The sequence below is a fragment of the Clostridium kluyveri genome (assembly GCF_001902295.1).
Lineage (GTDB): Bacteria > Bacillota > Clostridia > Clostridiales > Clostridiaceae > Clostridium_B > Clostridium_B kluyveri_B.
On the sequence record NZ_CP018335.1, the window covers coordinates 1,039,526 to 1,066,423 of the forward strand.

The window sequence follows — 26,898 nt, forward strand, 5'->3', positions numbered from 1 at the left end:
AATAAAGAAGGATAATAGTTTGCAAGGCTATTGTCCTTTTTTATCCGAAGGCTACCATTGCTAATACTCCCATCTTCTTCAAAGTGGGAGATAAGCACTGCTATGCGCCTGGATAAGTTCTTCTAAGGTTCAGATGGAGATAAGCAGTCCCTACAGCAAACTCCACCTGAACCTAAGAATCACTTGATAACCAATTAAGACTTTAAATTTCTTTTTTAAATTATTGAGTTAGGAGCAATTAGTTATGAGTCATATACATATTGAACTTAAAGATGTCAGTTTTGCGTATGAGAAGGGACAAACTGTTTTATCACATATCACCATGGAGGCTGGAGAGCATAATAGTATTGGACTTATTGGTGCAAATGGAATGGGTAAATCCACATTGCTGCGCCTACTGGTAGGATTAAATTTAAATTATGAAGGAAGTATCAGTATTGAAGGGATACCTGTTAATCAACGTATGTTGGCTAGGGTTAGAGAAAAAATAGGATATGTGTTTCAAGATTCTGATAACCAATTATTTATGCCCACTGTTTATGATGAATTAGCATTTGCACCAAGAAACTATGGATTTTTACAAGAGGAAGTAGAATATCGTGTGAATAGAGCACTTGAGATGACAGAAAGTGTGCATTTAAAAGATAGACAGATTTATAAGTTATCTGGTGGAGAAAAGAAGTTAATATCTATTGCGTCGGTATTGACGGTAACTCCCGATATTATTTTAATGGATGAGCCAAGTATTGCATTGGATCCAAAAAATAGACGAAATTTAATACGAATCCTAAATCAATTTGAGCATTTGAAAATTATTGCATCCCATGATTTAGATATGATATTAGAAACGTGTAATCGGGTTATACTGTTAGACGGTGGAAGAATAGTTTGTGATGGAAAAACTAAAGACATTTTATATGATAAGAAACTGTTAGAAGAACATAATCTGGAACTTCCATTATCAATTGCCAAAGACAAATAAGATATAAGATATTTTAAATGAATAACTTATCTTGACATGGAAAAACATATATGATAACATTTATACGACTATTATTTAAATAATAGTCGTATAAATGTTATGAAATGGTCGTAAAGGAGAATATGCTTATGTCACCTAAAATATTTGATATTCAGGAAAGGGAAAATATAAAAATCCAAATGATGGAAGCTGGATTTTTATTGGTAAAAGAATATGGCATGACCCATGCTTCTGTAGAAAAGGTTACTAAGGCTGTAGGTTTGGGGAAAAGTACTTTTTATAATTTCTTTCATTCTAAAGAAATATTTATATGTGAAATTATAAAGTACCAAAGAGACAGGGCAAAACAGTTTTTTACGGATATATTAGGAGATAGGGACAGAATGAGTATGTCAGAGGGCAAAGAATTCCTGAAAAAAATTATATTTAGTGAAAATAGTATTTATAAATATCTTACCATGGAGGACATTGATAAATTGAAAGCAGCACTTCCACTTGAATATGTAATAGACTTTAATGTTGAAAAAAAGGTTATGGATGGTTTGTTTGGACACGTGGAGGGGGTTAGGGAAGATATAGATTACAAGGTGGTAGCTAATCTTATTAAAATTATGGCACTTTCAATGATGGGAAAGGAAGAACTTCATCAAGATGCTCTGGAAAGAACTTTGGAGCAAATGTATAATCTGTTATTTTCCTGTATCTTTAAAGAGAACACAAACTAGTTTTCTTTTTGCAAAAAGTTAGAGCGTTATAACTTTTCTTAGTTCATTTGTTACGAAAGGAGTAGATATTATTATGAAAAAAAGAGATGCTTCTGCCAAGAAGAAAGCAGGTTTATCCCGTTTGATGGAGCTTGCAGGTGCTAAAAAGAAAAAATTAATATTTGCATGCTTTTTGTCGGTGTTATCATCTGCAGCACGAATGGTTCCTTTTTTTACTATTTATGGGGTGATAAAAGAACTTTTAGTCTACTATACATTACCTTCTAGTATGAATGTGGAAACAATTTACAGAATGGTTTTTATTACTTTTGGAGCAGCACTGATATATGGAATTTGTGCTTTTTCATCATCAGTACTGGCTCATGGCTCTGCCTATGACATTATATATGAACTGAGGGTACAGGTTATGAACAAACTTGGACGTATTCCATCTGGTTTTTTTACTGGAACTACACAAGGAGCTATTAAAAAAGTAATTTCCGATGATGTAGAACAGATTGAAGTGTTTATTGCCCACCATATTATAGATATTGCTGCTGCAATAGCCACACCTTTGTTTACACTAATCTACCTATTCATTATAGATTGGCGGCTGGCCTTTGTAACACTAATACCTATTTTTGTATCTCTATTTCTATTGAGCAGTGGCTTAAAAAACCCGAAAGGAGCACAAACCCAAAAGGATATGCATGATACTAAGGAGAAAATGGAAGGAACTATTGTAGAGTACATACATGGAATGCCTGTTATTAAAATTTTCAACCGTACCCTCAGTGCTTTTCATCAATTTGAGGAAAATATATCTGCATATGTGAATACTGTGGAACATACTGCCTATCATTTTGCTTCTCGAATGGGTGCATACTATGCTTTTTTCGGAGCACAACTTTTGTTTCTGCTGCCTGTAGGTTTAGTTATTTCTACTAATGCCTCATCTTATATGGATTTTCTTCCCATACTTTTAATGTTCTTTCTTATAGGAGGAGGATTGAAAGAACCTATGGAAAATATGATGAATATGGTAATTCACAGTGGAAAAATTGCGGAAGGTGTAGCACGTATTGATGGAATCTTAAATCAGCCGGAGTTTGAGAATACTGGAAATGGAGATCCCTCTACATATGATATTGTCTTTGAGCATGTTTCTTTTTCCTATAATAAGAATGTACAAGCAATTAAGGATATAAGTTTTGTGGTGAAGGAAGGAACTATTAATGGACTGGTGGGTCCATCTGGCGGTGGAAAATCCACTCTAGCACAACTTTTATTACGATTTTATGAACCACAGCAGGGCAGTGTAAAAATAGGTGGAGTGGATATCCGTGATATTTCACCGGAAAAGTTGATGGACATCATATCCTATGTGTTTCAGGATTCCTTTCTCTTTCGAGGGACTATTGAAAATAATATCCGTATGGGTAATGAAAAAGCTGACTTTAAGGAAGTGGAAAAGGCTGCAAAGAATGCTAATATCCATGATGTAATTATGTCCCTGCCTCAAGGTTATAGCACTGTTGTAGGAGAGAAGGATGTTTATCTTTCAGGGGGAGAAAAACAGCGTATTGCTATTGCGAGGGTATTTTTAAAGGATACTCCTATTGTAATTTTAGATGAAGCTACTGCTTATGCTGACGCTGAAAATGAAAGTAAAATTCAACAGGCCTTTGCCCGTCTTGCTGAAAATAAAACAATACTGATAATTGCTCACCGAATTAAATCCATTGAAAAGGCAAACAAAATTTTGGTGCTTGATAAAGGTGAATTAAAAGGCTTTGGAAATCATAAAGAACTTTTAGAACAGTGTCATATATATTGCCATATGGTAGATGCAAATGAACGTCGTCATTGTTGGACTATGCGGAAAGGAGTGATTTGATTATGAATAATTTTAAAATTTGGTTTAGTACTGTTACTTTTGGAGAAACAAAAAAATATACAAAACTTTTTCTGTGGAATTTTTTAGATAGTTTTGTGGTGACCATTCCTTATGCTGTTATGGTTCTTGCCGTTTATCTTCTCTTAATTCCAGTGGCTCATTCTTCAGAGATGCTTCCGTTAAACCGACTTTGGATTTTGTGTGGTGTACTTTTGGCTCAAACCATTGTGTATGGTTTTATAAGAAGGCGTACTTATATTAAAATCTGTGTAGGATTTGCACAAACTACAAAAAAAGCTCGTATTTCCATGGGAGAGCATTTAAGAACGTTATCTATGGGGTTTTTTAGTAAACGAGATGCAGGTGATTTATCTACAGTGCTGCTTAGAGATTATACAGAGATGGAAAATTTGGCTTCTGGTCTTATTCCTCAAGTTTCTGTTATTCTGGTACGGCTTATTATTTCTATTATTGTACTATCGGCTTTTGACTGGCGTATGGTGCTTGCAGTAATTTTAACAATTCCCATGTCACTTCCCTTTGCTATCATCAGTTACAAGCGTATGGGAAAAATAAGTGATAAGCTTTTGAAAACTCAGCAGGAGGCTGCTTCCCGTATACTTGAGTATGTAGGAGGTATTCAGACCTTGAAGGCTTTCAATCAGGCAGGAGAACATTTCCGTATTTTGAAAGAAACTTTCCTTAACCAGAGTAAGCACTCTAAACGTATGGAATTGGCTGCAGCACCTATTGGTATGATTGGGCGTTTTATTCTTAATTGCGGCATAGGTATAGTAATGTTGTGCGGAGTATGGCTTTTAACAGGCGGAGAAATGTCTCCCTTTTACTATATTGTATTTTTACTCCTTTCTTTAAATATTTACGAACCCATTATGACAGTATTTGCTTTTATTGCGGATTATGCCAGAACTAATGGTTCTGCTCAGCGCATATGTACTCTAAACAATGAAAAGCCTTTGCTAGAGCCTAAAAATAGTCTCCCCATATCAGGTACAGAAATTATATTTAAAGATGTTTCCTTTAGTTATGGTGATAAGGAAGTATTGCATAATGTTTCTTTCTCTATTCCACCAAAAGGTTTGACAGCTCTAGTAGGTCCCTCGGGTTCAGGAAAATCCACCATCGTAAAGCTTGTAGCACGATTTTGGGATGTGGATAAAGGGGAAATTATTATTGGAGGTGTACCGGTAGCTAAAATAAAAAATGACCATTTGCTTTCTAAAATAAGTATGGTATTTCAAGATGTGTATCTGTTTCATGATACAATTGAGTCCAATATACGTATGGGTAACTCCAATGCAACCATGGATGAGGTTGTAGAGGCGGCAAAAAAAGCGGCATGCCATCAGTTTATATCAGCATTGCCACAGGGTTATAATACTCTGGTGGGAGAAGGTGGTTCTACTTTATCTGGCGGGGAAAAACAGAGGATTTCCATTGCCAGAGCTTTGCTTAAAAATGCACCTATTGTTCTTTTAGATGAAGCCACAGCCTCCCTTGATCCGGAAAATCAGATACTTATACAGCAGGCTATCAGTGCACTTGTAGAAGATAAAACAGTGATAGTCATTGCACATAGGCTTCAGTCCATTAGAAATGCACAGCAAATTATTGTACTTGATAGTGGAGAGATCAGAGAAAGGGGAAGTCATGATACACTGCTAAAGAAAGGCGGCATGTATGACCATCTTTGGGAAGAACAAAGCAGGGCCGGAAGTTGGAGGTTGATGGATAGTATTGTGAATTAAAAGCTATAAAAAAGATAGGTGGAGAAAAGTATCATTTATCCGATCGCTACCATTGCTAATACCCCATCTTCTATCAAAGTGGGGGATAAGCAGTGCTACGCGCCTGGATAAGTGATTCTAAGGTTCAGCTGGAGAAAAGCAGTTCTCATAAGCAAACTCCACCTGAACCTAAGAATCACTTGATTAACCAACTCCACCTGAACTCTAAATTACTTGATCTATTTTGATACTCTAAAATAGTATTCTGGAGTATTTTCTGTAATTGCTTTAAATTCATAACCACAATTTTTATAGTATTTAATGATTTTAGGAAGTGCCCTGCAGGTATTCTCATTAGTACCATCACAGTGTGCCAGTAGAAATACTTTATTTGGATTGACACATTTTCTTGTAGCTTCATTATATAGTTTATCAACTGATGTTCTATAGTTTATACCATCTGACAAAGAAAGGTTCCAGTCGTATATTTTGTATTCATTAGTGTGTAATTTTTCTAGAAGAGAAGTGGTAAGATGATTTTTGCTTCCCGTAGGGAAACGTATTATTTTAGGAGAAAATCCTAAAACCTTTTTTACTTCATTTTCAGTTTTTATCATCTCATTTAAAAAAGAATTTTCATTGGAATATATTACACCGCATTTATGGGTGTATGTATGTAGACCTATACTGTGACCTTCATTATACATTCTTTTTAACAAATCTTCTCTACCTTCAATTTTATAGCCTATTATAAAAAAAGAGGCTTTTACATTTTGTTCCTTTAAAATATCTAATATTTTACCTGTAACTGTGCTGCTTGGGCCATCATCAAAGGTAAGATAAATTACTTTATCAGGGGAAGGAGTGGTTATATCTTCTGCACAGAATAAGTCTTTTGAAAGGGCTTTTACAGGAGAAGTATAATATATTACCATATATAAAATAAATATTGTAGTTAATAAAAAATGTTTAATCTTCATTTAAACATATCTCCTTTGCTGTTAGGATTTTGTCCCTATTAGTATTTGCTTTTATACTTAATTTATAAGTGCTTAAGTAAAAACCTTTAAAAATAGGTTTTGCTATGTTTTATATAAGTATGATAATATATGTTATATTGTTTAATTATTTTGACATACAAAGGAGTGAAAACAGTGGAAGTTTATTTTGACAACAGTGCTACCACTAAGCCCTATAATGAAGTTATAGATTCTATGGCAGATACTATGAGAAAATATTATGGTAATCCTTCTTCTGCATATTCTTTAGGGTTAAAGGCAGAATTAAAGATGAATGAGAGTAGAGATGTAATAGCTCATACTATAAATTGCAGCAGGGATGAAATAATATTTACTTCTGGAGGAAGTGAAAGTAATAATTTTTTAATAAAAGGTTTTATAAAACCAGGTAAACACCTTATAACAAGTAAAATAGAGCATCCAAGTATTTTAAATACCTGTAGACAATTAGAAAGTCAGGGGGTAAAAGTTACTTATTTAAATGTGAATAACAGGGGAGAAGTAGATTTGGAGGAACTGGATGCAAGTATTACCAAGGAAACTCATATAGTAAGTATAATGCATACCAATAATGAAATTGGAAGTGTTCAGAATATTGAATATATAGGTAAATACATAAAAGAGAGAAATAGTAGAATAAAGTTCCATGTAGATGCAGTTCAAGGCTATGGAAAATACATCATAGATGTGAAAAAAAGTAATATAGATTTGTTATCTGCAAGTGGACATAAAATACATGGACCCAGAGGGATTGGTATCGCCTATATCAGAAAAGGATTTATTCCACTGCCTTTAATATGTGGAGGAGGACAGGAAAAAGGTTTTAGATCAGGTACTGAAAATTTGTCATCTATTGTGGGATTTGCAAATGCAGCTAAAAAAGTATATGAAAGTAGAGAAGAAAATTTTAATAAAGTAAGTAAGTTGAAAAATTATTTTATGGATAGATTGAAGGATATTCCCACAGTCAAGATAAATAGTGAAGGTGATAATTATTCTCCTTATGTGCTTAGTGTATCTTTTGTAGGAGTCAAGGGAGAGGTGCTACTCCATCTTTTGGAAGAAAAACACATATATGTCTCTACAGGATCTGCATGTTCTGCCAGAGATAATGAAGAGAGTCACGTATTGAAGGCTATAGGATTAAAAAAAGAAGAATTAGATGGAACTATAAGGTTTAGCTTTGCAGAAGATAATTCATTGGAGGAGATAGACTACACTTTAGATGTATTAATTAAATCTTTAAAATTTTTAAGGAGAGTTGGTAAATGAGAAGGCTACTGCTGGTAAAATATGCATCAGAAATATTTTTAAAAGGGTTAAATAAAGGCAAATTTGAGAAAAAATTAAAAGACAATATAAAAAATATTCTAAAAGATGTGCAATATAGTTTTGTAATGGATCAAGGAAGATGGTTTATAGAATGTAGTGACATTGAAAAGGGCATAGAAAAGTTAAAATCAGTATTTGGAATATGGGAAATTTGTGTGGTAGATGAGGTGGAAGCTGATATGGAAAAAATAAAGGAGCAGTCACTTAAAAATGCCCTTGAAAGTAAGGGAATCACATTTAAAGTACTTACTAAGAGGGCAGATAAAAGTTTTCCAGGAACATCTATGGAGATAAGTAGAGAAATCGGAGCTTATATTCTACAAAATGCTCCAAATTTATCTGTAGATATAAAAAATCCAGATTTTTTTATTAATATAGAAATAAGAAATAAAGCTTATGTATATTCAAAGAAAATAAAGGCAGTAGGGGGAATGCCCTATGGTACTAATGGAAATACATTGCTTATGCTTTCAGGAGGAATAGATTCACCGGTGGCAGGATATATGATGGCAAGACGGGGAGTTCAATTAAATTGTATATATTTTCACAGTCATCCTTATACCAGTGAGAGGGCAAAAGAAAAAGTTAAAGAACTGGCAGGGATATTAAAAGGATATACGGGAAATATAAATCTTTATATAACACCTTTTACAGAAATACAGATGCAAATAATTGAAAAGTGCAGAAAGGATGAACTAACTATAATAATGAGAAGATTCATGATGAGGATAGCCTGCATTATAGCTGATAAGTATAATATAAATTCCGTAACGACAGGTGAAAGTATAGGGCAGGTTGCAAGTCAAACTATGGAGGGTCTAGTTGTAAGTAATCAGGCAGCAGATAGGCCTGTGTTCAGGCCCTTAATTGCCATGGATAAAATAGATATAATGGAAGTGGCAAGGGAAATAGGCACCTATGAAACTTCCATATTACCTTATGAAGATTGTTGTACTATATTTGTTCCAAAACACCCTAAGACTAAACCAAGACTTCAAGAAATAATAAAATCGGAAGAGAACTTGGATATAGACGTTTTAGTAGAAGAAGCCGTTTGTGACACTGAATTTTTATCTATATAAATTTTAATCATAAGATGCAGCTTGTTTGGAGCTGCATCTTTAAGCATTTAAACACTCTATTTAGTGCTATTAGTTTTTCCACTTAAAATTTTAAGTACGTTATTTTCATACCCTACATTATAGATGATATTATATGTATTTACGGTTGAATTTGATTTAGTCCCTTGAGTGGCCTGTATGGTAGTAGATACCTGTATATTTCCGTTATCCAGTTTACCACAGGTCATAGTATCTATTTTTACGGATAGGGTTTCTATATAATCTTTTCTAAAATTATCATAAGTTATGCTTTCTTGCCAACTGGAGCCTAGTAATGAGTAGGCCGTTACATAATCCTGGGAATTAATATTGTTATAAAAATAGGAAACCAAATAAGCTGCATCCTCTGTAGATAAGTTTGAATGTTCTTCAGTATAGGATTTATCCGTATTTTCCGAGGAAGATGTATATGCAATAGGGTTATCAGCCCAGGTATTTACAAGAGGGAGAATTTGAGTTATTGGTATACTGAAACCTATAGACTCATTTCCAGACTTTGCAGAATTTATTCCTATAACTTCACCTGTAGTCTTATCTAAGAGAGGGCCGCCGCTGTTGCCAGAAGATATAGGAGCAGAAATTTGATATGCTCCTTTATATTCATAATTTTCTATGTAAAAATCTCTGTTAAGACCACTTATTATACCTATAGTAGCTGTATTTTGAAGACCTAAAGGACTTCCCATTGCTATTATTTCATCACCTATATCTACACTGCTGGATTTTGAGATTTTCATGGGAGTTTTTTCTTTTAATTTATCAACTCTAACTAAAGCTACATCTGTAACATCACTTTTACCTATAAGAGTACCTTTATAAGTAGTGGTATCAGACATTTTTACTGTAATAGAAGAGGCACCGTCTATTACATGGGCGTTGGTTATTATATCTCCCTTAGTATTATATAAAAATCCAGAACCTGTGACTTTTCCAGTGCTTTTTTCCACATCAAGAGATACAACCAGTTTTTCATTTTCATGTATTATTGTCTTTAAGTCTTTAGGTTTAGAGCTACTTAAAACATCTTCTATATCTGCTAACTTAGAAGAATTCTTAGATGTTTTAAGACTTATATTCTTATGTATCAAAAAACATAATGTTACTCCACAGCATATAACAATAATTGTTATAATGAGGGAAATTACAAAGTTTTTATTTTTTTTCATGTTAACCTCCTATTGTAAAAACCAGGTTATATTTGTGATTTTAATATGATGTCCCTTTAACATATTATATTCTGTATTTTCAAATTTTCCTGTAGCACCTACATCTAAGTAATTAGGATATACATAAGTAGAGCCACTGCCAAGATTTTTGTTATTTGAATCAAATATGTCATAGTATATTTTTATGGAACTTATGGGTTTGGTAGCTATATTTTTAACAGTTCCTTTGATAACAAAATCACCATACTTATTTATATTGGTAGAAGTGGAAGTCACTTCTACAGCATTGGTTTTATTATTTTTATCTTCTGTAGCAGCGGAAGTAAGTGCCTGTTGGATTCTATTTTGCTCAGCTTTTTCAAAGGAATTTTTCTTAGCTACTATAGTTTCTTTAAAATTAAGTAATTTTTCGTCCTTTGGATTGTAGGTTATTCCTTTGTTTATGGTATCAAGAGCAGAAATAAAATTATTCTTTTTCAGATATTCATTTGCAGTATCATAGGCTACACTACTTATTCTATTCCGAAGTTCATTTGCAGTATCTTTTGCTTCTTGTATGGTATAATTTGATATCTTAGTAAGAAGATCTGCTAGATCATCTATACTGCTTTCATTATTCATTTCACTTTTTATTTGTATTACAGTTACAGCCATTCTTTTATTTTCTATAGTTTTATTTAATAAAGAGTAAAAAGCTCCCTGTTTATTATATATTAAATCGTTTGCTTTATCTAATTCATTAAAAGCCTGTATGTAATTTTTCTTTTTAATATAGTTGTCCACTATATTTATGTGTGAATTTATATTTTCCCCATCTTGTAAAATTTTTTTATCTGCCTGTAAAGTCTTATTATTTGGGCGTAAACTCAAGGCCTTGTCCACTTTAGCATAGGCTTCCGATATATTACCTTTAAGAGCTATAGTCTCAGCATTTACTCTATTTTTTTCCACATTTTTTGAAACGGTTATTTCATAGAAATAATAACCTATAGTTATAAATGTCATAAGTATTGTTGATACAAGGGGGATCATTATATTTTTATTTTTATAAAAAGAAAATTTGAAATATATCTTATTGCCATTTTTATTAGAGTCATTTTTTTTAGAAGTAGTTTTAATGGGAGGTAAAGTTTTTACCTGGCTATTTTCTACAGTATTTTTTAAAATTTTGTTAATTTTATAAACTTGAATGGTATCACTATTTGAATTTATTTCAGTGTCTTCTTTTTTTAATCTAGCACCACATTTATGACAAAAAACGGCATTATCAGACACTTCTATTTTGCAGTTATAACAAAACATAGTATTATTTCTCCTTAAATTTTGTATTAATATATAAAGTTTTACCTAGCGTATGTATATTGTACCAAAAATTCTATGTTTGGACTATAGTAATTCTTTACAGTGAGTGCTTATTATATTATATTTTTAATCTAAAAATCATTTTTGATGTAATATTATGATAAAATGTACTGGTAAATCAAATTACTACATGGTAAAATATGTATAAATGTACAAAAGGTAAAACAAATGTTATTTTTATGTGAAGGCTGCAATCGGAAAATAATTCCATGTTATTAAAGGGAGATAAATACTGCTGTGTACCTTTATAAATTCTTTAACGTATTCTAAGTGCTAAAGACATTAAGAATACTGTTAATAAGGTTCATATGGAGTAACATCTCTCTATATGCAAATTCCGCCTGAACCTTAGAAGAACTTGATTAAAATAGAGTGGAGAGAGGTTTTATGAATAAAAAGGATTTATCAAATATAAGGAAAGAATTTAAATTAGGAAGTTATATGCTTAAGATTAGAGAAGTTTATAGTGTTTATTTGAAAAAAGATAATGGAGAAGTAATAACAGGAGAACTGGAATATTTTGAAATGATGGAAGTGGAAAAGAGAGAGCTCTATTTAAATAATTTTAAGAAAGTGCTTACAGGAGCTCTTGACTCTAAAATATTTGAATTGGATTTTAAAAATATGAGTGAAGAAGAATCAGAAGAAAATACACAGCGTATATTATATGGAGCTTTAAATTCAAAGGAAAGAATAAATGAATATGTAGATAAAATAGTGAATAAAATTTGTGAAAATTATAATTATGATACGGATATAGTTATAAGTTTTACAAAAGCAGAATATTATAGTTCTGATAAGAGAGAGAAGGGGTCTTTGGACGAATATGTACAAGCTATTGATATTATATTATGTAGTGTAAATAAGGTAGAAATACCCAAGAGGATGTTAAAGTTTGATTATGCGGAGATGAGATTTAAACCTAATTCTGCATTAGACATGATTATAAATTTGAATTCTCCCATAGAAGGATTTATGTTTCCAAGCTTTACACTTGAATATGTAGATGTAAATAAGATAATTTATTATTCTTCAAAATCAAAGAATATAAACAATATTTTTGTAGAAAAAATATTAGAGTGTAATATTAAACCTACAGCTTTAGAAGAAAAGGAAAACTTTAATGCTATTTTAGGAACTTCATTAGGAGGAAAAATAAAGCCCGACATAGTTCAGGATATATACGAAAGAATAAATGAAAAATTTGAAAGTGAAGAAGAAGAGCCTATTTTAGATATAAATGAAGTAACTAGATTGTTAGAGGAAAGTGGAGTTCAAAATATAGGAGTAGTTAAAAGTGCTTTCGAAGAAGTGTGTGGTGGAGATTATGAATTTAAAGTTAGAAATGTAATACCGGATTTTAAGAGTAAATCTATAAAGATAGAAAATGAAAATACTAATATAACAATAAGTCCAAGAGATTTAAGCGCTGTAAAACAGGTAGTGAACAGATTTGGGAAGAAATGTTTGCTAATAGAACTTAAGGAGGATATGGTTATAGATGGATTCAACCTGGAAACAGAGAAAATAGAAGAATATATTTAAAAAGGATGTATTTTTAAATATACATCCTTTTGTAAACTTAATTATAATGTTATTTTTTAAATATACCAAAAGGTTTTCCTATAGGTAAAAATTCTCTTCCAAAGTGAGGATTTAATACAGCAGCAGCAGAACCATAAAAAGCTGTAAGTGATGCCAATAATTCTGCAATTCCTGCTAGTTTGTGGGAAAACTCTGGCAAAATGTCAAAAGAATTAAGTGACAGTCCTATAAATAAGAAAATTATAAAAAAGAAAACTGAAAATAATACCTTGTTAGTCTCAGCTGCACCTATGGTCATAAATATAGTGAATATTAAATATGCTATAAATGCAAAACCCAACTGTTTTGGATCTACTGATCCTGCAAGACCTTGTCCAAATGTACCGGCGTTAATTATCCATGACATACCTACTGCAAACCAGAATAGTGCAAAAGCTCCAAAGGCTGTTGTGCCAAAAGTATTTTGTCTTTTGGAATCGTTAATACAAGCAAATAGTTGAGCAAAACCACCTAAAAATATTGCCCAGGGAATTACAAAAGAAGTGCCTTCAGTGATGCCCAGTTTCTGAGAGGAAGCTACTAAAGTTACAACAGCAAGTCCAAATAGCCCCAATGCCGATGGATCACAGTTAGCGATTTTGATGTGTTGAATTTCATTTGAATTCATGATAAGTCCCCCTTATAAGTTATATTTGTGAATTATTTCACATAAATAATTTATCAAAAAAAAATGCATTTGTAAAGTAAATTTTGAAATTTTATAAATTTAATTTTTTTTGCCCAGAGATAAATAAAATTATTCTATTTTCAGTAAATTAAAAGTTGTTAAATTTTATATTATAAAAATATTGACAATATACCTAAGCACTGATATACTAATTACTACAATATTAAATATCATAACTTATTAAGAGAGGCGGAGGGAAAGGCCCTATGAAGCCCGGCAACCAGCATTATGTAATGCATTGGTGCTAAATCCTGCAGCATTGTAGCTGAAAGATGAGGTAGTCATTGAGGATGTAAACTCAGGGATTTACCCCCCTGAGTTTTTATAATTTAATCAATCTAAAAGTTGACCAGAAAAACTGGAGACTAAATCTTAACTTTATAAGTATAAGATTTAGTCTTTTTTGTTTTGATATATTTATTTAAATTAAAATAAGAAGTATATAGGTGAATGCTGGGTGTAAGGGGGTAAAGACCGATTATATGATAGATATAAGAAATTTAAATAAAACATTTAATACATCTAAGGGTAAAGTTGAAGTTTTAAAGGATATAAATCTTAAAGTTGAAAAAGGAGATATTTTTGGCATTATAGGATTTAGTGGGGCTGGAAAGTCTACTATGATACGATGTTTGAACAGACTTGAAGAACCTACTTCTGGAAGTATATTTATTGGAAATAATGATATTGTGGCTATGAATAAAGCTGAGCTTAGAGAAGCCAGAAAAAAAATTGGAATGATATTTCAAGATTTTAATTTATTTGATTCAATGAATGTATATAAAAATGTAGCTTTCCCTTTAAAAATAGCTGGTTACTCTGAAGAAAAAATAAAAAATAGAGTGTATGAAATATTAAATTTAGTGGAACTAAGTGATAAAGTAGACTTTTATCCCGCACAACTAAGTGGAGGTCAAAAGCAAAGAGTAGGTATAGCAAGGGCTCTGGCTAATGAACCAGATGTTTTGTTAAGTGATGAAGCTACTTCTGCTTTAGATCCACAAACTACTTATTCTATATTGGAACTTTTAAGAGATATAAATAAAAAATTGAATTTAACTATATTACTTATAACTCATGAATTAGATGTTATTAAATATATATGCAATAATATGGCAGTAATTGAAGATGGCAGTATCGTGGAAGCAGGAAGCACAAATTCAGTATTTTTAAATCCTAAAAGTAATACTGCAAAAAAATTTGTTAAAATAATGGGAAATCTCAGTATAAATTCTGAATGTGCTGGAGGGGAGGTAATATGACTGATGATTTTAAAATATTTGTTCTAAAGGGATTATCGGAAACTATAGAAATGGTGATTATAGCTGGCAGTATAGCTTTACTTATAGGAATGCCACTTGGAATCATTCTTGTTGTTACTAAAAAAGGACATATTTTGGAGAATGAAAGATTAAATAAGATATTAGCTACTATGGTAAATGCAATAAGATCTCTTCCTTCTATAATATTAATTGTAGTTTTACTGCCCTTAGCTAGGTTAATTGTAGGGACTACACTTGGTATGAAGGCGGCTATTGTACCTATATCCATAGGAATATCACCTCTTTTGGCTAGAATTATTGAGACATCTATAGAACAAGTAGAATGGGGAAAGATTGAAGCAGCATTATCTATGGGAGCAAAACCATTTCAGATTATATCAAAGGTTTTAATACCGGAGGCACTTCCTTCCCTTATAAAGGGAATTACAATTTCAATTATATCTATTATTGAATTTACTGCTGTGGCTGGGGTTATAGGTGCAGGGGGATTAGGGAGTCTGGCAATACGTTTTGGTTATCAGAGATTTCGTGAGGATATAATGATAGCTACAGTAATATTATTAATTTTTTTAGTACAGTTTATACAGTTTTCAGGAGATCGCATTTCTAAGCATGTAAATAAAAAGAGATATAAATTTGATTGATTATTTTTAAGGGGGATAAATCAATATGAAGAGAAAAAGTATAATATTTTTAGTTTTGGCGTTGGTTGTAGGATTATTTTCGGGCTGCGGCAATGGGGATGACTCAAAAAGTGCAGACAGTAAAAGTGACAAGGCTGTGGTGAAAATAGGAGCAGCGGCAGTGCCACATGCAGAAATATTGAATCATATAAAACCTGCACTGGCAAAAGAGGGGATAGATTTACAAGTTATTGTTTTAGATAGCGAAGATGAGTTAAATCCAGCTTTACAGGAAAAACAAATAGATGCCAATTATTTTCAACATGTACCTTATTTAGAGTCTGTAGCTAAAGAAAAAGGATATAATTTTGCAGTGGCTGGAAAAGTTCATGTGGAACCCATAGGTTTTTATTCTGATAAAATTAAATCTAAAGATGAACTTAAAGATGGCGCCAAGATTGCTATACCTAATAATCCTTCAAATGAATACAGAGCTTTAGCTCTTCTTGAAGCTCAAAAACTTATTAAATTAAAATCCGGGATATCTAATTATAATGCTACGCCTTCAGATATTGCAGATAATCCTAAAAATCTGGAATTTGTAGAAGTTGATGCAGCCCAGCTTCCAAGGGTATTGCCAGATGTAGATGGCTCCGTAATAAATACAAATCTTGTATTAGAAGCTAAAATGGATCCAAATAAAGCACTATTTAGAGAAGATAGCAATTCACCTTATGCAAATGTAATTGTTGTAAGAAAGGGTGATGAAAATAAAAAAGAAATTAAAGCCATAGTGGCAAAGCTGAATTCAGAGGATGTGAAAAACTTTATAAAAAGCAAATATGGAGTTGCAGTAGTGCCGGCTTTTTAAAATAATTAGAAAGGGAGATGCCGCTTGAAAAGAATCTATATTTTTTCATATTCTATGTATCAATGCGATTTATCTGAAGGCTAGAATTAGCTAATACTCCCATCCTCTTCAAGATTGGAGATAAGTACGGCTAACGCACATGGATAAGTAATTCTAAGGTTCAACTGGAGATAAGCATTTTTCTATAGCCAAACTCCATCTGAACCTAAGAATTACTTGATGATTATAAACTATATTGTTTAAAAAGTATGTATAATTTGGATGTTTAGTTGACCAGTATACTGGAGACTAAACTTTATGTTTTGTAAAGCAAAATCTCCTCATAGTATTTGGATTCATATAAATATGTAAAAGGTTAAATGATAATTATAAAGGAGGTATATTTTTGGGTATTAATATAAAATCCTCAGAGGTTGAAATTAGAGAATCTAGATTAGGTTCTATTACTGGCTTTGCAGGAACTGCTAAAGAGCTTTGTAATAGATCTAAAGGTAAAAGATTATGTGATAGAAGGCGCTCTTTTAGCCAATGTTTAGGATGTAATTCAGGTTATTCACTGTGTCAGCTTATTATGATACAGGATTCTGTGGTAATAAATCATGCCCCAATAGGATGTTGTGCAGATTTACCTGATTTTAATTTTACTAACAGAGTAGGACAAATTAAAAGGAATCTTCCATTAAGAAATGCAAGACTATTGAATACAAATTTAACGGAAAAGGATACTATATATGGGGGAGAGGAAAAATTAAGAAAAACTATAAAAGAAGCTTATGAAAGATTCAAGCCTAATGCAATTTTTGTTACCACTTCCTGTGCCTCGGGAATTATAGGGGATGATGTAGAAGTAGTAACTAATGAAGCAGAAAAAGAATTGGGGATACCCATAGTTTTCGTAGCTTGTGAGGGTTTTAGATCAAAAATTTGGACAACAGGTTTTGATGCAGCATATCATGCCATTTTAAGAAAAATTGTTAAGCCTCCTGTTAATAAAAGGGAGGATCTAGTAAATGTAATTAATTTTTGGGGAACTGATATATTTACAGAGCTATTTGGACGAATTGGGCTAAAGCCTAATTACATTGTACCATTTTCTACTATAGCACAGCTTGAAAAAATATCTGAAGCTGCAGCTACAGTACAAATATGTCCTACACTTGGCACATATTTAGCAGCAGGATTGGAGCAAGAGTATGGAGTGCCAGAAGTAAAAGCACCACCTGCTTATGGACTTAAGGGTACAGATCTTTGGTTTAGGGAACTTGGCAGAATAACAGGAAAAGAAAAGGAAGTTGAAGAATTGATAAAGTCTGAAAGAGAAAGAATTGCCCCTAAACTTAAGGAACTGAGAAGTAAATTAAGGGGAAAAAGAGTATATATTACTGCAGGTGCAGCTCATGGCCATAGTTTAATAGCGCTTTTAAAGGACCTCCATATGGAAGTGGCAGGTGCAGCAATATTTCATCATGATCCTTGCTGTGATAATAAAGATCCTAGAAGTGAAAGTCTTCCTCATGTAGTGAAGAATTATGGAGATGTTAAAAATTTCAACGTATGCAATAAACAACCTTTTGAGTTAGTGAATGTACTAAACAGGTTAAAACCAGATTTGTTTATAGCACGGCATGGAGGTATGTCCGCCTGGGGGCCAAAGCTTGGAATACCTACATTCTTAATGGGAGATGAGCAATTTGGACTGGGATATCAAGGATTGATTAATTATGGTGATAAAATCATAGATGTACTTTTAACTAAAGAGTTTGTAACTAACATTGCAGCGCATTCCAAGCTGCCATATACTGATTGGTGGCTTAAACAGGATCCTTATACTTTTCTGGGAGGTGATATCTGATGGATGAAATAATAGAGCAGCCTAGACATTATTGTGCATTAGGTGCACAACAATCAGTACTAGCTATAAAAGGAGCTATTCCTATACTTCATTCAGGGCCAGGTTGTGGAATTAAACTTTTTGATGGTCTTAGTGTCGATTCAGGATATCAAGGAGTAGGTTATTCTGGTGGAAGTTCTGTACCTTGTACAAATACTACAGAAAGAGAAGTTGTGTTTGGGGGAGAGCAGAGATTAAAGCAAGTGATAGATGGAACTCTTAAGGTTTTAAAAGGAGATCTTTTTGTAGTTTTAACAGGATGTACTTCTGATATAATAGGAGATGATGTAGGGCAAGTAGTAAGTGAATATAAAGATAAAGGCATACCTATAGTTTATGCAGAGACAGCAGGTTTTAAAGGAAGTAATTTTAAAGGTCATGAATTAGTTATTGAAGCCATTATAAATCAGTTTGTAGGTGAAGAACCAGTAAAAAAAGAAATGGGATTAGTAAATGTATGGTCTGTACTTCCTTATCAGGATACATTTTGGTGTGGAAATTTAAGCGAGATAAAGAAATTACTTGAAGGAATAGGGCTAAAAGTGAATATACTTTTTGGTACAGAGTCCGGCGGCGTCAGTGAATGGAAAACAATACCACAAGCACAATTTAATTTAGTTTTATCACCTTGGGTAGGTCTAAGTACTGCCAAATTATTGAAGAAAAAGTATGGTACTCCTTATTTGCATTATCCAATTTTGCCCATAGGTGCAAAAGAAACTAGTAAATTTTTAAGAACTGTGGGGGATTTTGCTAAGCTTAATAAAGAAAGGGTGGAAGCTTTTATAAATGAAGAAGAAGAGAGATTTTATTATTATATTGATAGATCAATAGACTTCTTTATAGAATTCAGATATAGTGTGGCAGATAGATTCTTTAATATAACAGATTCTTTTTATGCCCTTGGAATTAGTAAATTTTTAACCAATGAACTAGGTATTGTTCCAGGAGAACAATATATTACAGATGATACTCCTTGGCAATATAGAAAAAGCATAGAGTATGAATTTGAACATCTTTCAAATAGCACTTCTGCTAAAGTAATATTTGAAGTAGATGGAGGAAAAATACATCAAAGTTTGAGAAAATATGAATATGGCAATCATACTCCTCTGATTTTAGGCAGTTCATGGGATAGAGATATAGTGTCAGAATTAAATGGATTTGGAATAAATATATCTCTGCCGGTGAAGCATAGGTTAGTGCTAAATAGAACTTATGTGGGATATAATGGGGGATTAACTTTAACGGAGGACATATACAGTAATATACTGGAGACTTATAAATAATGGTATATAAAATTTATGTAGTACAAATCTGATTTATTAAAAAAATTATTTCAATTTTATTGACATCGTAAAGTTTAATATAATATAATGAAAATTAATGAAAGTAATAATTCAAAAATTTAATGAATATCCTTATCAAGAGAAACTTAGGGAATGGCCCGATGAAGTTTCAGCAACCACATTTTAATTTTATGTAAGGTGCTAAGTCCATCAGAACATAGTTCTGGAAGATGAGGTAAAGAAAAAACCTTTAAGGTCGATTCTTTTATATCTTAATGATGATATACAACCCTCTTCTTGTTTGGAAGGGGGTTTTTGATTTTTATATTAATAAGATTGTATAAAAGGGGGTATAATATAAAAATGGAGAAAAAAATTGAAAGGAAAAATCAGATTTCGGAAGAATATATAAGAAAAATAGTTGAATCATTGAAAAATATAAGCTACGGATCAATAACTTTGGTAATTCAAGATGGGATAGTGATTCAAGTGGAAACTAAAGAAAAAATAAGACTTAAATAAAAGGGTAGTTGTTGATTATCCTCTGAATAAAGAGTAAAATATAATCAGAAACAATGTTGAGCGTTTAGGTCGGGTATTACCCTGTTTAACTGCTGGAGTAACTTTGTGGCTGATTTTTTTTATATTTAAATATGAGTCAAATACTCGGATTTAAAGGAGAGATAAAATGTCAAATAAATTATTAGAAATAAACAATTTAAAAGTAAAGGTTGAAGATAAAGAAATATTAAAGGGAGTAAACTTAGAAATTGGTAAGGGTGAAGTTCATGCCATAATGGGACCAAATGGTGCGGGAAAATCTACACTTGTAAATACTATTATGGGCCATCCTAAATATAATATGACAGCAGGAGATATAATGATTGAAGGAAAGTCTATCAGTGACTTAGAAGTAAATGAAAGGGCAAGGTGTGGAATCTTTATGTCTTTTCAATATCCACAGGAGATACCAGGTATAACTGTGGAAAATTTCTTAAGAAGCGCAAAAATCTCAGTTTCTAAAAAGAAAATAGGCATTTTGGCATTTAGAAAAATTTTGAAAGAAAAATTAGAACTTTTAAAAATAGATGAAAGTTATATTAAAAGATATTTAAATGTGGGATTTTCTGGTGGAGAAAAGAAGAAAAATGAAATACTTCAGATGGCGGTGCTTGAACCAAAACTTGCTATGCTAGATGAAACGGATTCAGGACTTGATATAGATGCAGTAAAAATAGTATCAGAAGGAGTAAGCAAGCTTAGAACAAAGGAGAATTCTATACTTATAATTACCCATCATAATAGTATTTTAGAGTATTTAAAACCAGATTATGTCCATATACTTGTAGATGGAAAAATAGTTGAGACCGGGAATGCATCTTTAGCTGAAGAAATAGAGAAAAGCGGATATGATAAATTTAAGTCTTTGGTATAGTTTACTGCTTAATAAGAGAGGTGATCCTGTTGAAAAAAAATAAGACTTATATAAAAGATATAATAAGAAGTATTTATGACATAAAGAACAAAGATAAATCTGTTTATAAAACGGATAGAGGGCTTACAAAGGAGATAATAGAGGAAATATCTTATGAAAAAAATGATCCAGCTTGGATGAAGGAGTTTAGGCTTAAGGCTTTGGATATATATGATAATATGTCAATGCCATCCTGGGGACCTGATTTAACAGATCTAAATATGGATAATATAGTTGCCTATGTGAGACCAGATACTGACATAAAACATAATTGGAGAGATGTTCCTAAGGATATAAAAAATACTTTTGATTTGCTGGGTATACCTAAAGCAGAGCAAAAATCACTAGCAGGAGTGGGTGCCCAATATGATTCTGAAGTTGTTTACCATAATGTAAGTGAAGATTTGAAAAAACAAGGTGTACTATATATGGATATGGAAACAGCCATAAGGGATTATGAAGAATTGGTTAGACCTCATTTTATGAAACTTGTACCTCCAACGGATCATAAATTTGCTGCACTTCATGGAGCAGTTTGGTCTGGTGGATCTTTTGTATATGTTCCACAGGGAGTGAAGGTTGATATTCCAATTCAATCTTATTTTAGATTAAATGCCCCAGGAGCAGGACAATTTGAACATACCCTTATAATAGTTGAAAAGGGAGCGAAAATTCATTATATAGAGGGCTGCTCTGCACCTAAATATTATGTGAATAATCTGCATGCAGGTTGTGTGGAAGTTTATATAAGAGAAGGAGCTTCATTAAAGTATAGTACCATAGAGAATTGGTCCAGAAATATGTATAATTTAAATACAAAAAGGGCAATAGTAGATAAAAATGGTCATATAGAATGGGTAACAGGGTCTTTTGGCTCTAAAGTGTCAATGCTGTACCCTATGAGTATATTAAAAGGCGAAGGGGCAAAATGTGATTTTACAGGTATAACTTTTGCAGGTGCTAATCAGTATTTAGATACAGGTTCAAAGGTAGTTCATGCAGCACCAAATACTACATCTACTGTAAATTCAAAGTCCATATCTAAAGATGGAGGTGTCGCTATTTATAGGGGACTTTTAAGTTCTACAAAAAATGCAGTTAACTCAAAATCAAGTGTATCCTGTGAATCACTCATGTTGGATAGTAAGTCCAGATCAGATACCATACCTGTTATAAATGTATCCAATAATAATGTAGACATAGGACATGAAGCTAAAATAGGAAGAATAAGTGAGGATGCTATTTTTTATCTTATGAGTAGAGGACTCACAGAGGAAGAAGCAAGGGGTATGATAGTCACGGGTTTTGTAGAACCTATAGCAAAAGAGCTTCCACTTGAGTATGCTGTAGAGATGAATAATTTGATTAAGGTAGAGTTAAAGGGAACTATAGGATAAGGAGGTATGTAGTAGGATGTTTAATGAAAACAAAGACAAGGAAGTTATATTTCAGGATAAAAGGGACTTTAAGCTGAATTTAGCCTATGTCCCCACATGGAAATATCTTGGACTAAATAATTTTCACATTAAAAATTGTAGACTTTCCAAAATAAACCCTTATAATAAGGATTATATAAATTATAAAATTGAAGATTTTAAAGAGGCTGTTATAATGCCTATGAATAAAGGAATAAAAAATGAATATTTTCATGATTATCCCAGTTTTAAAAAAGCAGCTTTATTATGTGGAGATTTTGTAAACTTGGGAGAAGAGATGTTTAATTCGGGGGTATTTATAAAAGTTCCCCAAAATAGGATTTTGCATTCAAATGTGAGGCTTGATTTTAATTTGGATAAAGATAATAATATGGTCATAGATCATAATATAATCGTAGCGGAACCAAATAGTAAGGTTACTTTTATAGTAGATTATCATACAGATAATGGAGAAATAAATGCCTTTCATAATGGACTGACTAAAATAATTGCAAAAGATGGGGCAGAGGTGGATGTTATAAAAGTTCAAAGGATGAGTAATAAATCCTCTCATTTCGATTGGAATATGGCAATTTTAGAAAAAAACGCAAAAATAAATTGGATAACCATAGAAATTGGAAGTAGTATAAATGTTACAAATTATAATTCCGATTTACTAGGAGAACATAGTGAGGTTAATATTTATTCAGCCTATATGGTGGATGGAGATAGAAAACAGGATATTTATTATACCAACAATCATTTTGGTGAAAAGAGCGTTAGTAATATGTGGATAGAAGGGGTTCTAAAGGATAGAGCAAAGAAGATATTTAAAGGTAATATAGATTTTAAAAAAGGATGTCATGAATCCAAGGGATCACAGATGGAAGAAGTACTTCTTTTAAATCCTGAAGTGAAAACAGATTCTATTCCAATGCTTCTTTGTGGGGAAGAGGATGTAGATGGAGCACATGCAGCCAGTATTGGTAAAATAGATGAAGATGAACTTTTTTATTTAATGAGCAGAGGTTTTAATTATAGTGAAGCACAAAAGCTTGTAATAGAAGCCAGATTCAATCCTATTTTTGATAAAATTCCTGAGGAGGATTTGAGAAAACTTTTATCTGAAGAACTTAATAGGAGGATTATATAATGAGTGGTTTAGATGCAAAAATAACAAATATAAATGTAAAAAAAATAAGAAAGGATTTTCCTATACTATCTATAAAAGTGAATGGAAATGATTTGGTATATTTAGATAATGGTGCCACAACTCAAAAACCAATAGCTGTGATAAAAGCTGTTGAAAACTATAATGAAAATTATAATGGAAATCCTCATAGAGGTGCTCACTATTTGGGAGTTACATCTACAGAAGCTTATGAGGGAGCCCGTGAAAAAGTAAGAGAATTTATAGGAGCAAAAAAATGCTCTGAAATAATATTTACAAGAAATGCTACAGAGTCTCTCAACTTGGTAGCGTATACCTACGGTATAAATTTTATAAACAAAGGGGATGAAATAGTAATTCCTATATCAGAACATCATAGTAATATACTTCCCTGGCAAATGATATCAAAAGCCAAAGGTGCAGTACTGAAATATATGTATACTGATAAAAATGGAAGATTAACTGAAGCGGAGTATAAACGTAAAATTACAGATAAAACAAAGCTTGTTTCTATTGCACAGATGTCCAATGTACTTGGAACAAAATATCCAGTTAAAGAAATTGCAAAATATGCTCATGAAAAAGGAGCTGTGGTTATAGTGGATGGAGCCCAGAGTGCTCCCCATATGAAAGTAGATGTGTGTGATATTGATGCAGATTTTTTTGTGTTTTCAGGTCATAAAATGTTGTCTTCCATGGGGATTGGAGTACTTTATGGAAAAGAAGAACTTCTGCTAAAAATGCCGCCTTTTTTAAGAGGAGGGGATATGATAGAATATGTCACAGAACAGGAAGCTACTTTTGCAGAACTTCCATATAAATTTGAAGCAGGAACTCAAAATGTAGAAGGAGCTGTATCTATTGGGGCAGCTATTGATTATTTAAATTCAATAGGACTTGATAAGATTGAAGCATATGAAAAAGAACTTACAGAATATGCACTTGAAAAAATCAGTGAAATAGAGTATGTTACAGTATATGGAGCTAAAGATACAGAACATAGAGGAGGAATTATTTCCTTCAATGTAAAAGATGTGCATCCTCATGATGTGTCAACAATATTAAATAATTACGGAGTGGCAATAAGAGCAGGACATCACTGTGCACAGCCCCTTATGAAATATTTAGGTATACAGTCATCTTCAAGAGCTAGTTTTTATTTCTATAACACCTATGAAGAAATAGATAAATTTATAGAGGGTCTTAGGCAGGTAAGGAAGTGGTTAGGATATGGACGATCTTAGTATGATATACTCAGAAATAATAACAGAACATAATCAAGATACTACAAATAAAAGATATATAAAAGATGCAGATGTAAAAGAGAGAGGACATAATCCCAGCTGTGGAGATGATATAACTCTTTTATTAAAATTTAATGGAGATGTAATAAGTGATTTGGCTTATGAAGGCAGTGGATGTGCCATATCTCAGGCTTCTACATCTATGATGATAGATTTGGTAAAAGGTAAAACCATTGATGAAGCCATAGATTATGTAAATCTCTTTATAGGGATGATAAAAAAAGAAGTTACTGATGAGAAAGAATTAGAAAAATTGGAAGATGCCATTGCCCTTAAAAATATATCTACATTGCCTGGTAGAGTAAAATGTGCAGTACTTGCATGGCATACTTTAGAAGAAGCTATAAAAAATAGAAAAGTAGTTTAGAAAATCAAGTAATTCTTAGGCTCAGGTGGAGTTTGCTCATGAGGAATGCTTTTCTCCACCTGAACCTTGGAAGAACTTATCCAGGCACGTAGCAGTGCTTATCCCCAACTTTAAAGAAGCTTGGGGGTGTTAGCAATGGTAGTGTTCGGATAAATCTCCTACCCAAAGTAAGTATCTTAGGCAGGAGATTTTTAAGTAAAAGTAAACTATAAAATAGGATTGGCTAACTCTATCACATTTATGGTGGATAGATATTCTTCACATAGTTTGTTTATATCTTCTTTGGATGCAAAGGAAGATTCTATTCCATTTTTTATAACTTTTTTTATGTCATCAAATCTAAAGCTTTGATATTTTATAAGATAATTGAATTCTTCAATTAAGTTAGTATTTGATACAGTTGTATTATCGGTATTTACTGTAATGATTAGATCTTCATCTAAATATTTTTTTATAGGATGTTCCTGGTAAGAAGTTACAGCTGAAGTATTTACGTTACTGGTTATACATACTTCCAGGGGAATTCTATTTCCTTTTAGGTAGTTTATTATTTCTTTGTCCTTGTATGCATAAGTGCCGTGTCCTATTCTTTCCGCCCCTAAAATATTTATAGATTTTATTATATTTTCTGGCAAACCCGTTTCTCCAGCGTGTACTGTTCGATGAAGTCCGTATTTTCTGGCTAGTGTAAAAGCTTCTTCATGAATTTCAGGAGGAAAGTCTGATTCATTTCCCGCAAGATCTACAGCAACTACACCTTTGCCAACATATTTTTTAGCTGTATTTACAAGCTCTATTCCTTTTTCTACAGGTTCTTGTCTTAGTATACATAAAATTAAGTTAGACATAATATTTAAATGAGTTCTTCCGTAATTCATAGCGGTTAATACAGTATTTATAACTTGATCTAAAGTTAAACCATCTTTTAAATGATTGAAAGGGGCAAAGCGTATTTCTATATATTTTATATTTTGTTTTAAAGCATCTTCTAATAGTTCTAAAGTTACCCTATATATATGTTCCTCCTTCTGCATGATTTGTATGGGAAGATTGAACTTATTTAAGTATTCTTTTAAAGAAGTACATTTTCCAATGACTTTAATTTCTTCTTGGAAGTTAGCTAGTTCTTTATTTGGAAGAGGTATGTTCTCCTTACAGGCGATATCTAAAATAGTTTCTGGCCTTAAACTACCGTCTAAATGACAGTGTAAATCTGTTTTGGGAATAAGTTTAAGTATTTTATTTAAATTCATTATGGTATCACTCCTTTAAAAGTTTTTTAGAATAATAATATTGAAGTTTATCTGAAGGTGGCAATTAGCTGATACTCTCTCTTAAAAATGGAGATAAGCATTGCTGCGTGGCTAGATAAGTTCTTCCCCTAAAGGATAACGTATTCTAAGTGCTAAAGACACTGAGAATACTGTTAATAAGGTTTAGGTGAGGCAAGTATTTCTCATAAGCAAACTCCACCTTAGCCTAAGAATTACTTGATAATATAGTATCATTATTAGTATGCATTTACAATAAAGAGGTTTTAATGTATGTTAATACATTATTTGTCTAAATGTAATATTTGATAGTATAATTTATGTTTTAAAGTAAAT

The 26,898-nt window shown here is 32.2% G+C and carries 23 protein-coding genes and 2 riboswitches; of the genes, 18 read left to right on the top strand and 5 right to left on the bottom strand.

Annotated elements, in window-relative coordinates:
- Positions 1–244: 244 nt before the first annotated feature.
- The 4 genes from BS101_RS05320 to BS101_RS05335 all read left to right on the top strand — a co-directional run bounded on the left by BS101_RS05320 (position 245) and on the right by BS101_RS05335 (position 5,352).
- Complete coding sequence (locus tag BS101_RS05320) at positions 245–982, top strand: energy-coupling factor ABC transporter ATP-binding protein (protein WP_073537883.1); 738 nt, start codon at positions 245–247, stop codon at positions 980–982.
- A 128-nt stretch (positions 983–1,110) separates the two neighbouring features.
- On the top strand, positions 1,111–1,707 hold the full coding sequence (locus BS101_RS05325; protein WP_073537884.1) for a TetR/AcrR family transcriptional regulator: 597 nt from the start codon (positions 1,111–1,113) through the stop codon (positions 1,705–1,707).
- Between the two features lie 73 nt (positions 1,708–1,780).
- Positions 1,781–3,583: an ABC transporter ATP-binding protein gene (locus tag BS101_RS05330; RefSeq protein ID WP_073537885.1), complete on the top strand. Its 1,803-nt coding sequence runs from the start codon at positions 1,781–1,783 to the stop codon at positions 3,581–3,583.
- 2 nt (positions 3,584–3,585) lie between these two features.
- Positions 3,586–5,352 (top strand): ABC transporter ATP-binding protein, encoded by a 1,767-nt coding sequence (locus BS101_RS05335; protein ID WP_242951408.1) that lies wholly within the window; start codon positions 3,586–3,588, stop codon positions 5,350–5,352.
- 218 nt (positions 5,353–5,570) lie between these two features.
- Here the strand turns inward: BS101_RS05335 and BS101_RS05340 are convergent, their stop codons facing one another.
- The gene (locus tag BS101_RS05340; RefSeq protein WP_073537886.1) at positions 5,571–6,311 is read right to left on the bottom strand and encodes a polysaccharide deacetylase family protein; all 741 of its coding nucleotides are present in this window, start codon (positions 6,309–6,311) and stop codon (positions 5,571–5,573) included.
- 174 nt (positions 6,312–6,485) lie between these two features.
- Between BS101_RS05340 and BS101_RS05345 the strand changes: the two genes are divergently transcribed.
- Entirely contained in the window at positions 6,486–7,622 is a 1,137-nt protein-coding gene (locus BS101_RS05345) for a cysteine desulfurase family protein (protein WP_073537887.1), read from the top strand.
- Positions 7,619–8,764, top strand: a complete 1,146-nt coding sequence (gene thiI, locus BS101_RS05350; RefSeq protein WP_073537888.1) for a tRNA uracil 4-sulfurtransferase ThiI — start codon at positions 7,619–7,621, stop codon at positions 8,762–8,764. The genes BS101_RS05345 and thiI overlap by 4 nt, the downstream gene beginning before the upstream one ends.
- A gap of 56 nt (positions 8,765–8,820) precedes the next feature.
- On the opposite strand, the gene BS101_RS05355 is transcribed toward thiI, so the two are convergent.
- Together BS101_RS05355 and BS101_RS05360 are read right to left on the bottom strand one after the other, a co-directional pair.
- On the bottom strand, positions 8,821–9,969 hold the full coding sequence (locus BS101_RS05355) for a S1C family serine protease (RefSeq protein ID WP_073537889.1): 1,149 nt from the start codon (positions 9,967–9,969) through the stop codon (positions 8,821–8,823).
- 9 nt (positions 9,970–9,978) lie between these two features.
- On the bottom strand, positions 9,979–11,271 hold the full coding sequence (locus BS101_RS05360; RefSeq protein ID WP_073537890.1) for an FxLYD domain-containing protein: 1,293 nt from the start codon (positions 11,269–11,271) through the stop codon (positions 9,979–9,981).
- 447 nt (positions 11,272–11,718) lie between these two features.
- Here BS101_RS05360 and BS101_RS05365 point away from each other — a divergent pair, with 447 nt between their 5' ends.
- A complete protein-coding gene (locus BS101_RS05365) occupies positions 11,719–12,876 on the top strand; it encodes a DUF4317 family protein (RefSeq protein WP_073537891.1) in 1,158 nt (385 codons plus the stop codon).
- A gap of 49 nt (positions 12,877–12,925) precedes the next feature.
- Here the strand turns inward: BS101_RS05365 and BS101_RS05370 are convergent, their stop codons facing one another.
- Positions 12,926–13,543, bottom strand: coding sequence for an acetate uptake transporter (locus BS101_RS05370; RefSeq protein ID WP_073537892.1), 618 nt, complete (start codon positions 13,541–13,543; stop codon positions 12,926–12,928).
- A gap of 234 nt (positions 13,544–13,777) precedes the next feature.
- A riboswitch (SAM riboswitch) is annotated at positions 13,778–13,882 on the top strand.
- A gap of 203 nt (positions 13,883–14,085) precedes the next feature.
- Between BS101_RS05370 and BS101_RS05375 the strand changes: the two genes are divergently transcribed.
- The 11 genes from BS101_RS05375 (at position 14,086) to sufU (ending at position 25,291) form a co-directional block, all read left to right on the top strand.
- On the top strand, positions 14,086–14,865 hold the full coding sequence (locus BS101_RS05375; protein WP_073537893.1) for a methionine ABC transporter ATP-binding protein: 780 nt from the start codon (positions 14,086–14,088) through the stop codon (positions 14,863–14,865).
- Complete coding sequence (locus BS101_RS05380; protein WP_073537894.1) at positions 14,862–15,530, top strand: methionine ABC transporter permease; 669 nt, start codon at positions 14,862–14,864, stop codon at positions 15,528–15,530. Before BS101_RS05375 ends, BS101_RS05380 begins: the two co-directional genes overlap by 4 nt.
- Positions 15,531–15,555: 25 nt before the next feature.
- Positions 15,556–16,380 (top strand): MetQ/NlpA family ABC transporter substrate-binding protein, encoded by an 825-nt coding sequence (locus tag BS101_RS05385; protein WP_073537895.1) that lies wholly within the window; start codon positions 15,556–15,558, stop codon positions 16,378–16,380.
- Between the two features lie 385 nt (positions 16,381–16,765).
- A complete protein-coding gene (locus BS101_RS05390; RefSeq protein ID WP_073537896.1) occupies positions 16,766–18,232 on the top strand; it encodes a nitrogenase component 1 in 1,467 nt (488 codons plus the stop codon).
- The gene (locus tag BS101_RS05395) at positions 18,232–19,560 is read left to right on the top strand and encodes a nitrogenase component 1 (RefSeq protein WP_073537897.1); all 1,329 of its coding nucleotides are present in this window, start codon (positions 18,232–18,234) and stop codon (positions 19,558–19,560) included. The genes BS101_RS05390 and BS101_RS05395 overlap by 1 nt, the downstream gene beginning before the upstream one ends.
- Positions 19,561–19,689: 129 nt before the next feature.
- Positions 19,690–19,797, top strand: a riboswitch (SAM riboswitch).
- Between the two features lie 78 nt (positions 19,798–19,875).
- Positions 19,876–20,082 carry a YezD family protein gene (locus BS101_RS05400; RefSeq protein ID WP_156876011.1) on the top strand — a complete coding sequence of 69 codons (207 nt, stop codon included), beginning with the start codon at positions 19,876–19,878 and terminating at the stop codon, positions 20,080–20,082.
- Between the two features lie 166 nt (positions 20,083–20,248).
- The gene (gene sufC / locus BS101_RS05405; protein ID WP_073537898.1) at positions 20,249–20,995 is read left to right on the top strand and encodes a Fe-S cluster assembly ATPase SufC; all 747 of its coding nucleotides are present in this window, start codon (positions 20,249–20,251) and stop codon (positions 20,993–20,995) included.
- Between the two features lie 29 nt (positions 20,996–21,024).
- Entirely contained in the window at positions 21,025–22,431 is a 1,407-nt protein-coding gene (gene sufB, locus BS101_RS05410) for a Fe-S cluster assembly protein SufB (protein WP_073537899.1), read from the top strand.
- 16 nt (positions 22,432–22,447) lie between these two features.
- Positions 22,448–23,602: a Fe-S cluster assembly protein SufD gene (gene sufD, locus BS101_RS05415; protein WP_073537900.1), complete on the top strand. Its 1,155-nt coding sequence runs from the start codon at positions 22,448–22,450 to the stop codon at positions 23,600–23,602.
- The gene (locus tag BS101_RS05420) at positions 23,602–24,864 is read left to right on the top strand and encodes a cysteine desulfurase (protein WP_073537901.1); all 1,263 of its coding nucleotides are present in this window, start codon (positions 23,602–23,604) and stop codon (positions 24,862–24,864) included. The genes sufD and BS101_RS05420 overlap by 1 nt, the downstream gene beginning before the upstream one ends.
- Entirely contained in the window at positions 24,851–25,291 is a 441-nt protein-coding gene (gene sufU / locus BS101_RS05425) for a Fe-S cluster assembly sulfur transfer protein SufU (RefSeq protein WP_073537902.1), read from the top strand. Before BS101_RS05420 ends, sufU begins: the two co-directional genes overlap by 14 nt.
- Positions 25,292–25,497: 206 nt before the next feature.
- Here sufU and add read toward each other — a convergent pair whose 3' ends face one another.
- Positions 25,498–26,544: an adenosine deaminase gene (gene add, locus BS101_RS05430; protein ID WP_073537903.1), complete on the bottom strand. Its 1,047-nt coding sequence runs from the start codon at positions 26,542–26,544 to the stop codon at positions 25,498–25,500.
- Positions 26,545–26,898: the final 354 nt, after the last annotated feature.

Bases quoted from the DNA above. Each gene is read 5' to 3' on its own strand.
- BS101_RS05355 (WP_073537889.1), bottom strand. From the start codon at position 9,969: ATGAAAAAAAATAAAAACTTTGTAATTTCCCTCATTATAACAATTATT.
- BS101_RS05385 (WP_073537895.1), top strand. From the start codon at position 15,556: ATGAAGAGAAAAAGTATAATATTTTTAGTTTTGGCGTTGGTTGTAGGA.
- add (WP_073537903.1), bottom strand. From the start codon at position 26,544: ATGAATTTAAATAAAATACTTAAACTTATTCCCAAAACAGATTTACAC.
- BS101_RS05420 (WP_073537901.1), top strand. From the start codon at position 23,602: ATGAGTGGTTTAGATGCAAAAATAACAAATATAAATGTAAAAAAAATA.
- BS101_RS05320 (WP_073537883.1), top strand. From the start codon at position 245: ATGAGTCATATACATATTGAACTTAAAGATGTCAGTTTTGCGTATGAG.
- BS101_RS05325 (WP_073537884.1), top strand. From the start codon at position 1,111: ATGTCACCTAAAATATTTGATATTCAGGAAAGGGAAAATATAAAAATC.
- BS101_RS05395 (WP_073537897.1), top strand. From the start codon at position 18,232: ATGGATGAAATAATAGAGCAGCCTAGACATTATTGTGCATTAGGTGCA.
- BS101_RS05365 (WP_073537891.1), top strand. From the start codon at position 11,719: ATGAATAAAAAGGATTTATCAAATATAAGGAAAGAATTTAAATTAGGA.
- BS101_RS05330 (WP_073537885.1), top strand. From the start codon at position 1,781: ATGAAAAAAAGAGATGCTTCTGCCAAGAAGAAAGCAGGTTTATCCCGT.
- sufD (WP_073537900.1), top strand. From the start codon at position 22,448: ATGTTTAATGAAAACAAAGACAAGGAAGTTATATTTCAGGATAAAAGG.
- sufC (WP_073537898.1), top strand. From the start codon at position 20,249: ATGTCAAATAAATTATTAGAAATAAACAATTTAAAAGTAAAGGTTGAA.
- BS101_RS05380 (WP_073537894.1), top strand. From the start codon at position 14,862: ATGACTGATGATTTTAAAATATTTGTTCTAAAGGGATTATCGGAAACT.
- sufU (WP_073537902.1), top strand. From the start codon at position 24,851: ATGGACGATCTTAGTATGATATACTCAGAAATAATAACAGAACATAAT.
- BS101_RS05340 (WP_073537886.1), bottom strand. From the start codon at position 6,311: ATGAAGATTAAACATTTTTTATTAACTACAATATTTATTTTATATATG.
- BS101_RS05375 (WP_073537893.1), top strand. From the start codon at position 14,086: ATGATAGATATAAGAAATTTAAATAAAACATTTAATACATCTAAGGGT.
- BS101_RS05335 (WP_242951408.1), top strand. From the start codon at position 3,586: ATGAATAATTTTAAAATTTGGTTTAGTACTGTTACTTTTGGAGAAACA.
- thiI (WP_073537888.1), top strand. From the start codon at position 7,619: ATGAGAAGGCTACTGCTGGTAAAATATGCATCAGAAATATTTTTAAAA.
- BS101_RS05360 (WP_073537890.1), bottom strand. From the start codon at position 11,271: ATGTTTTGTTATAACTGCAAAATAGAAGTGTCTGATAATGCCGTTTTT.
- BS101_RS05370 (WP_073537892.1), bottom strand. From the start codon at position 13,543: ATGAATTCAAATGAAATTCAACACATCAAAATCGCTAACTGTGATCCA.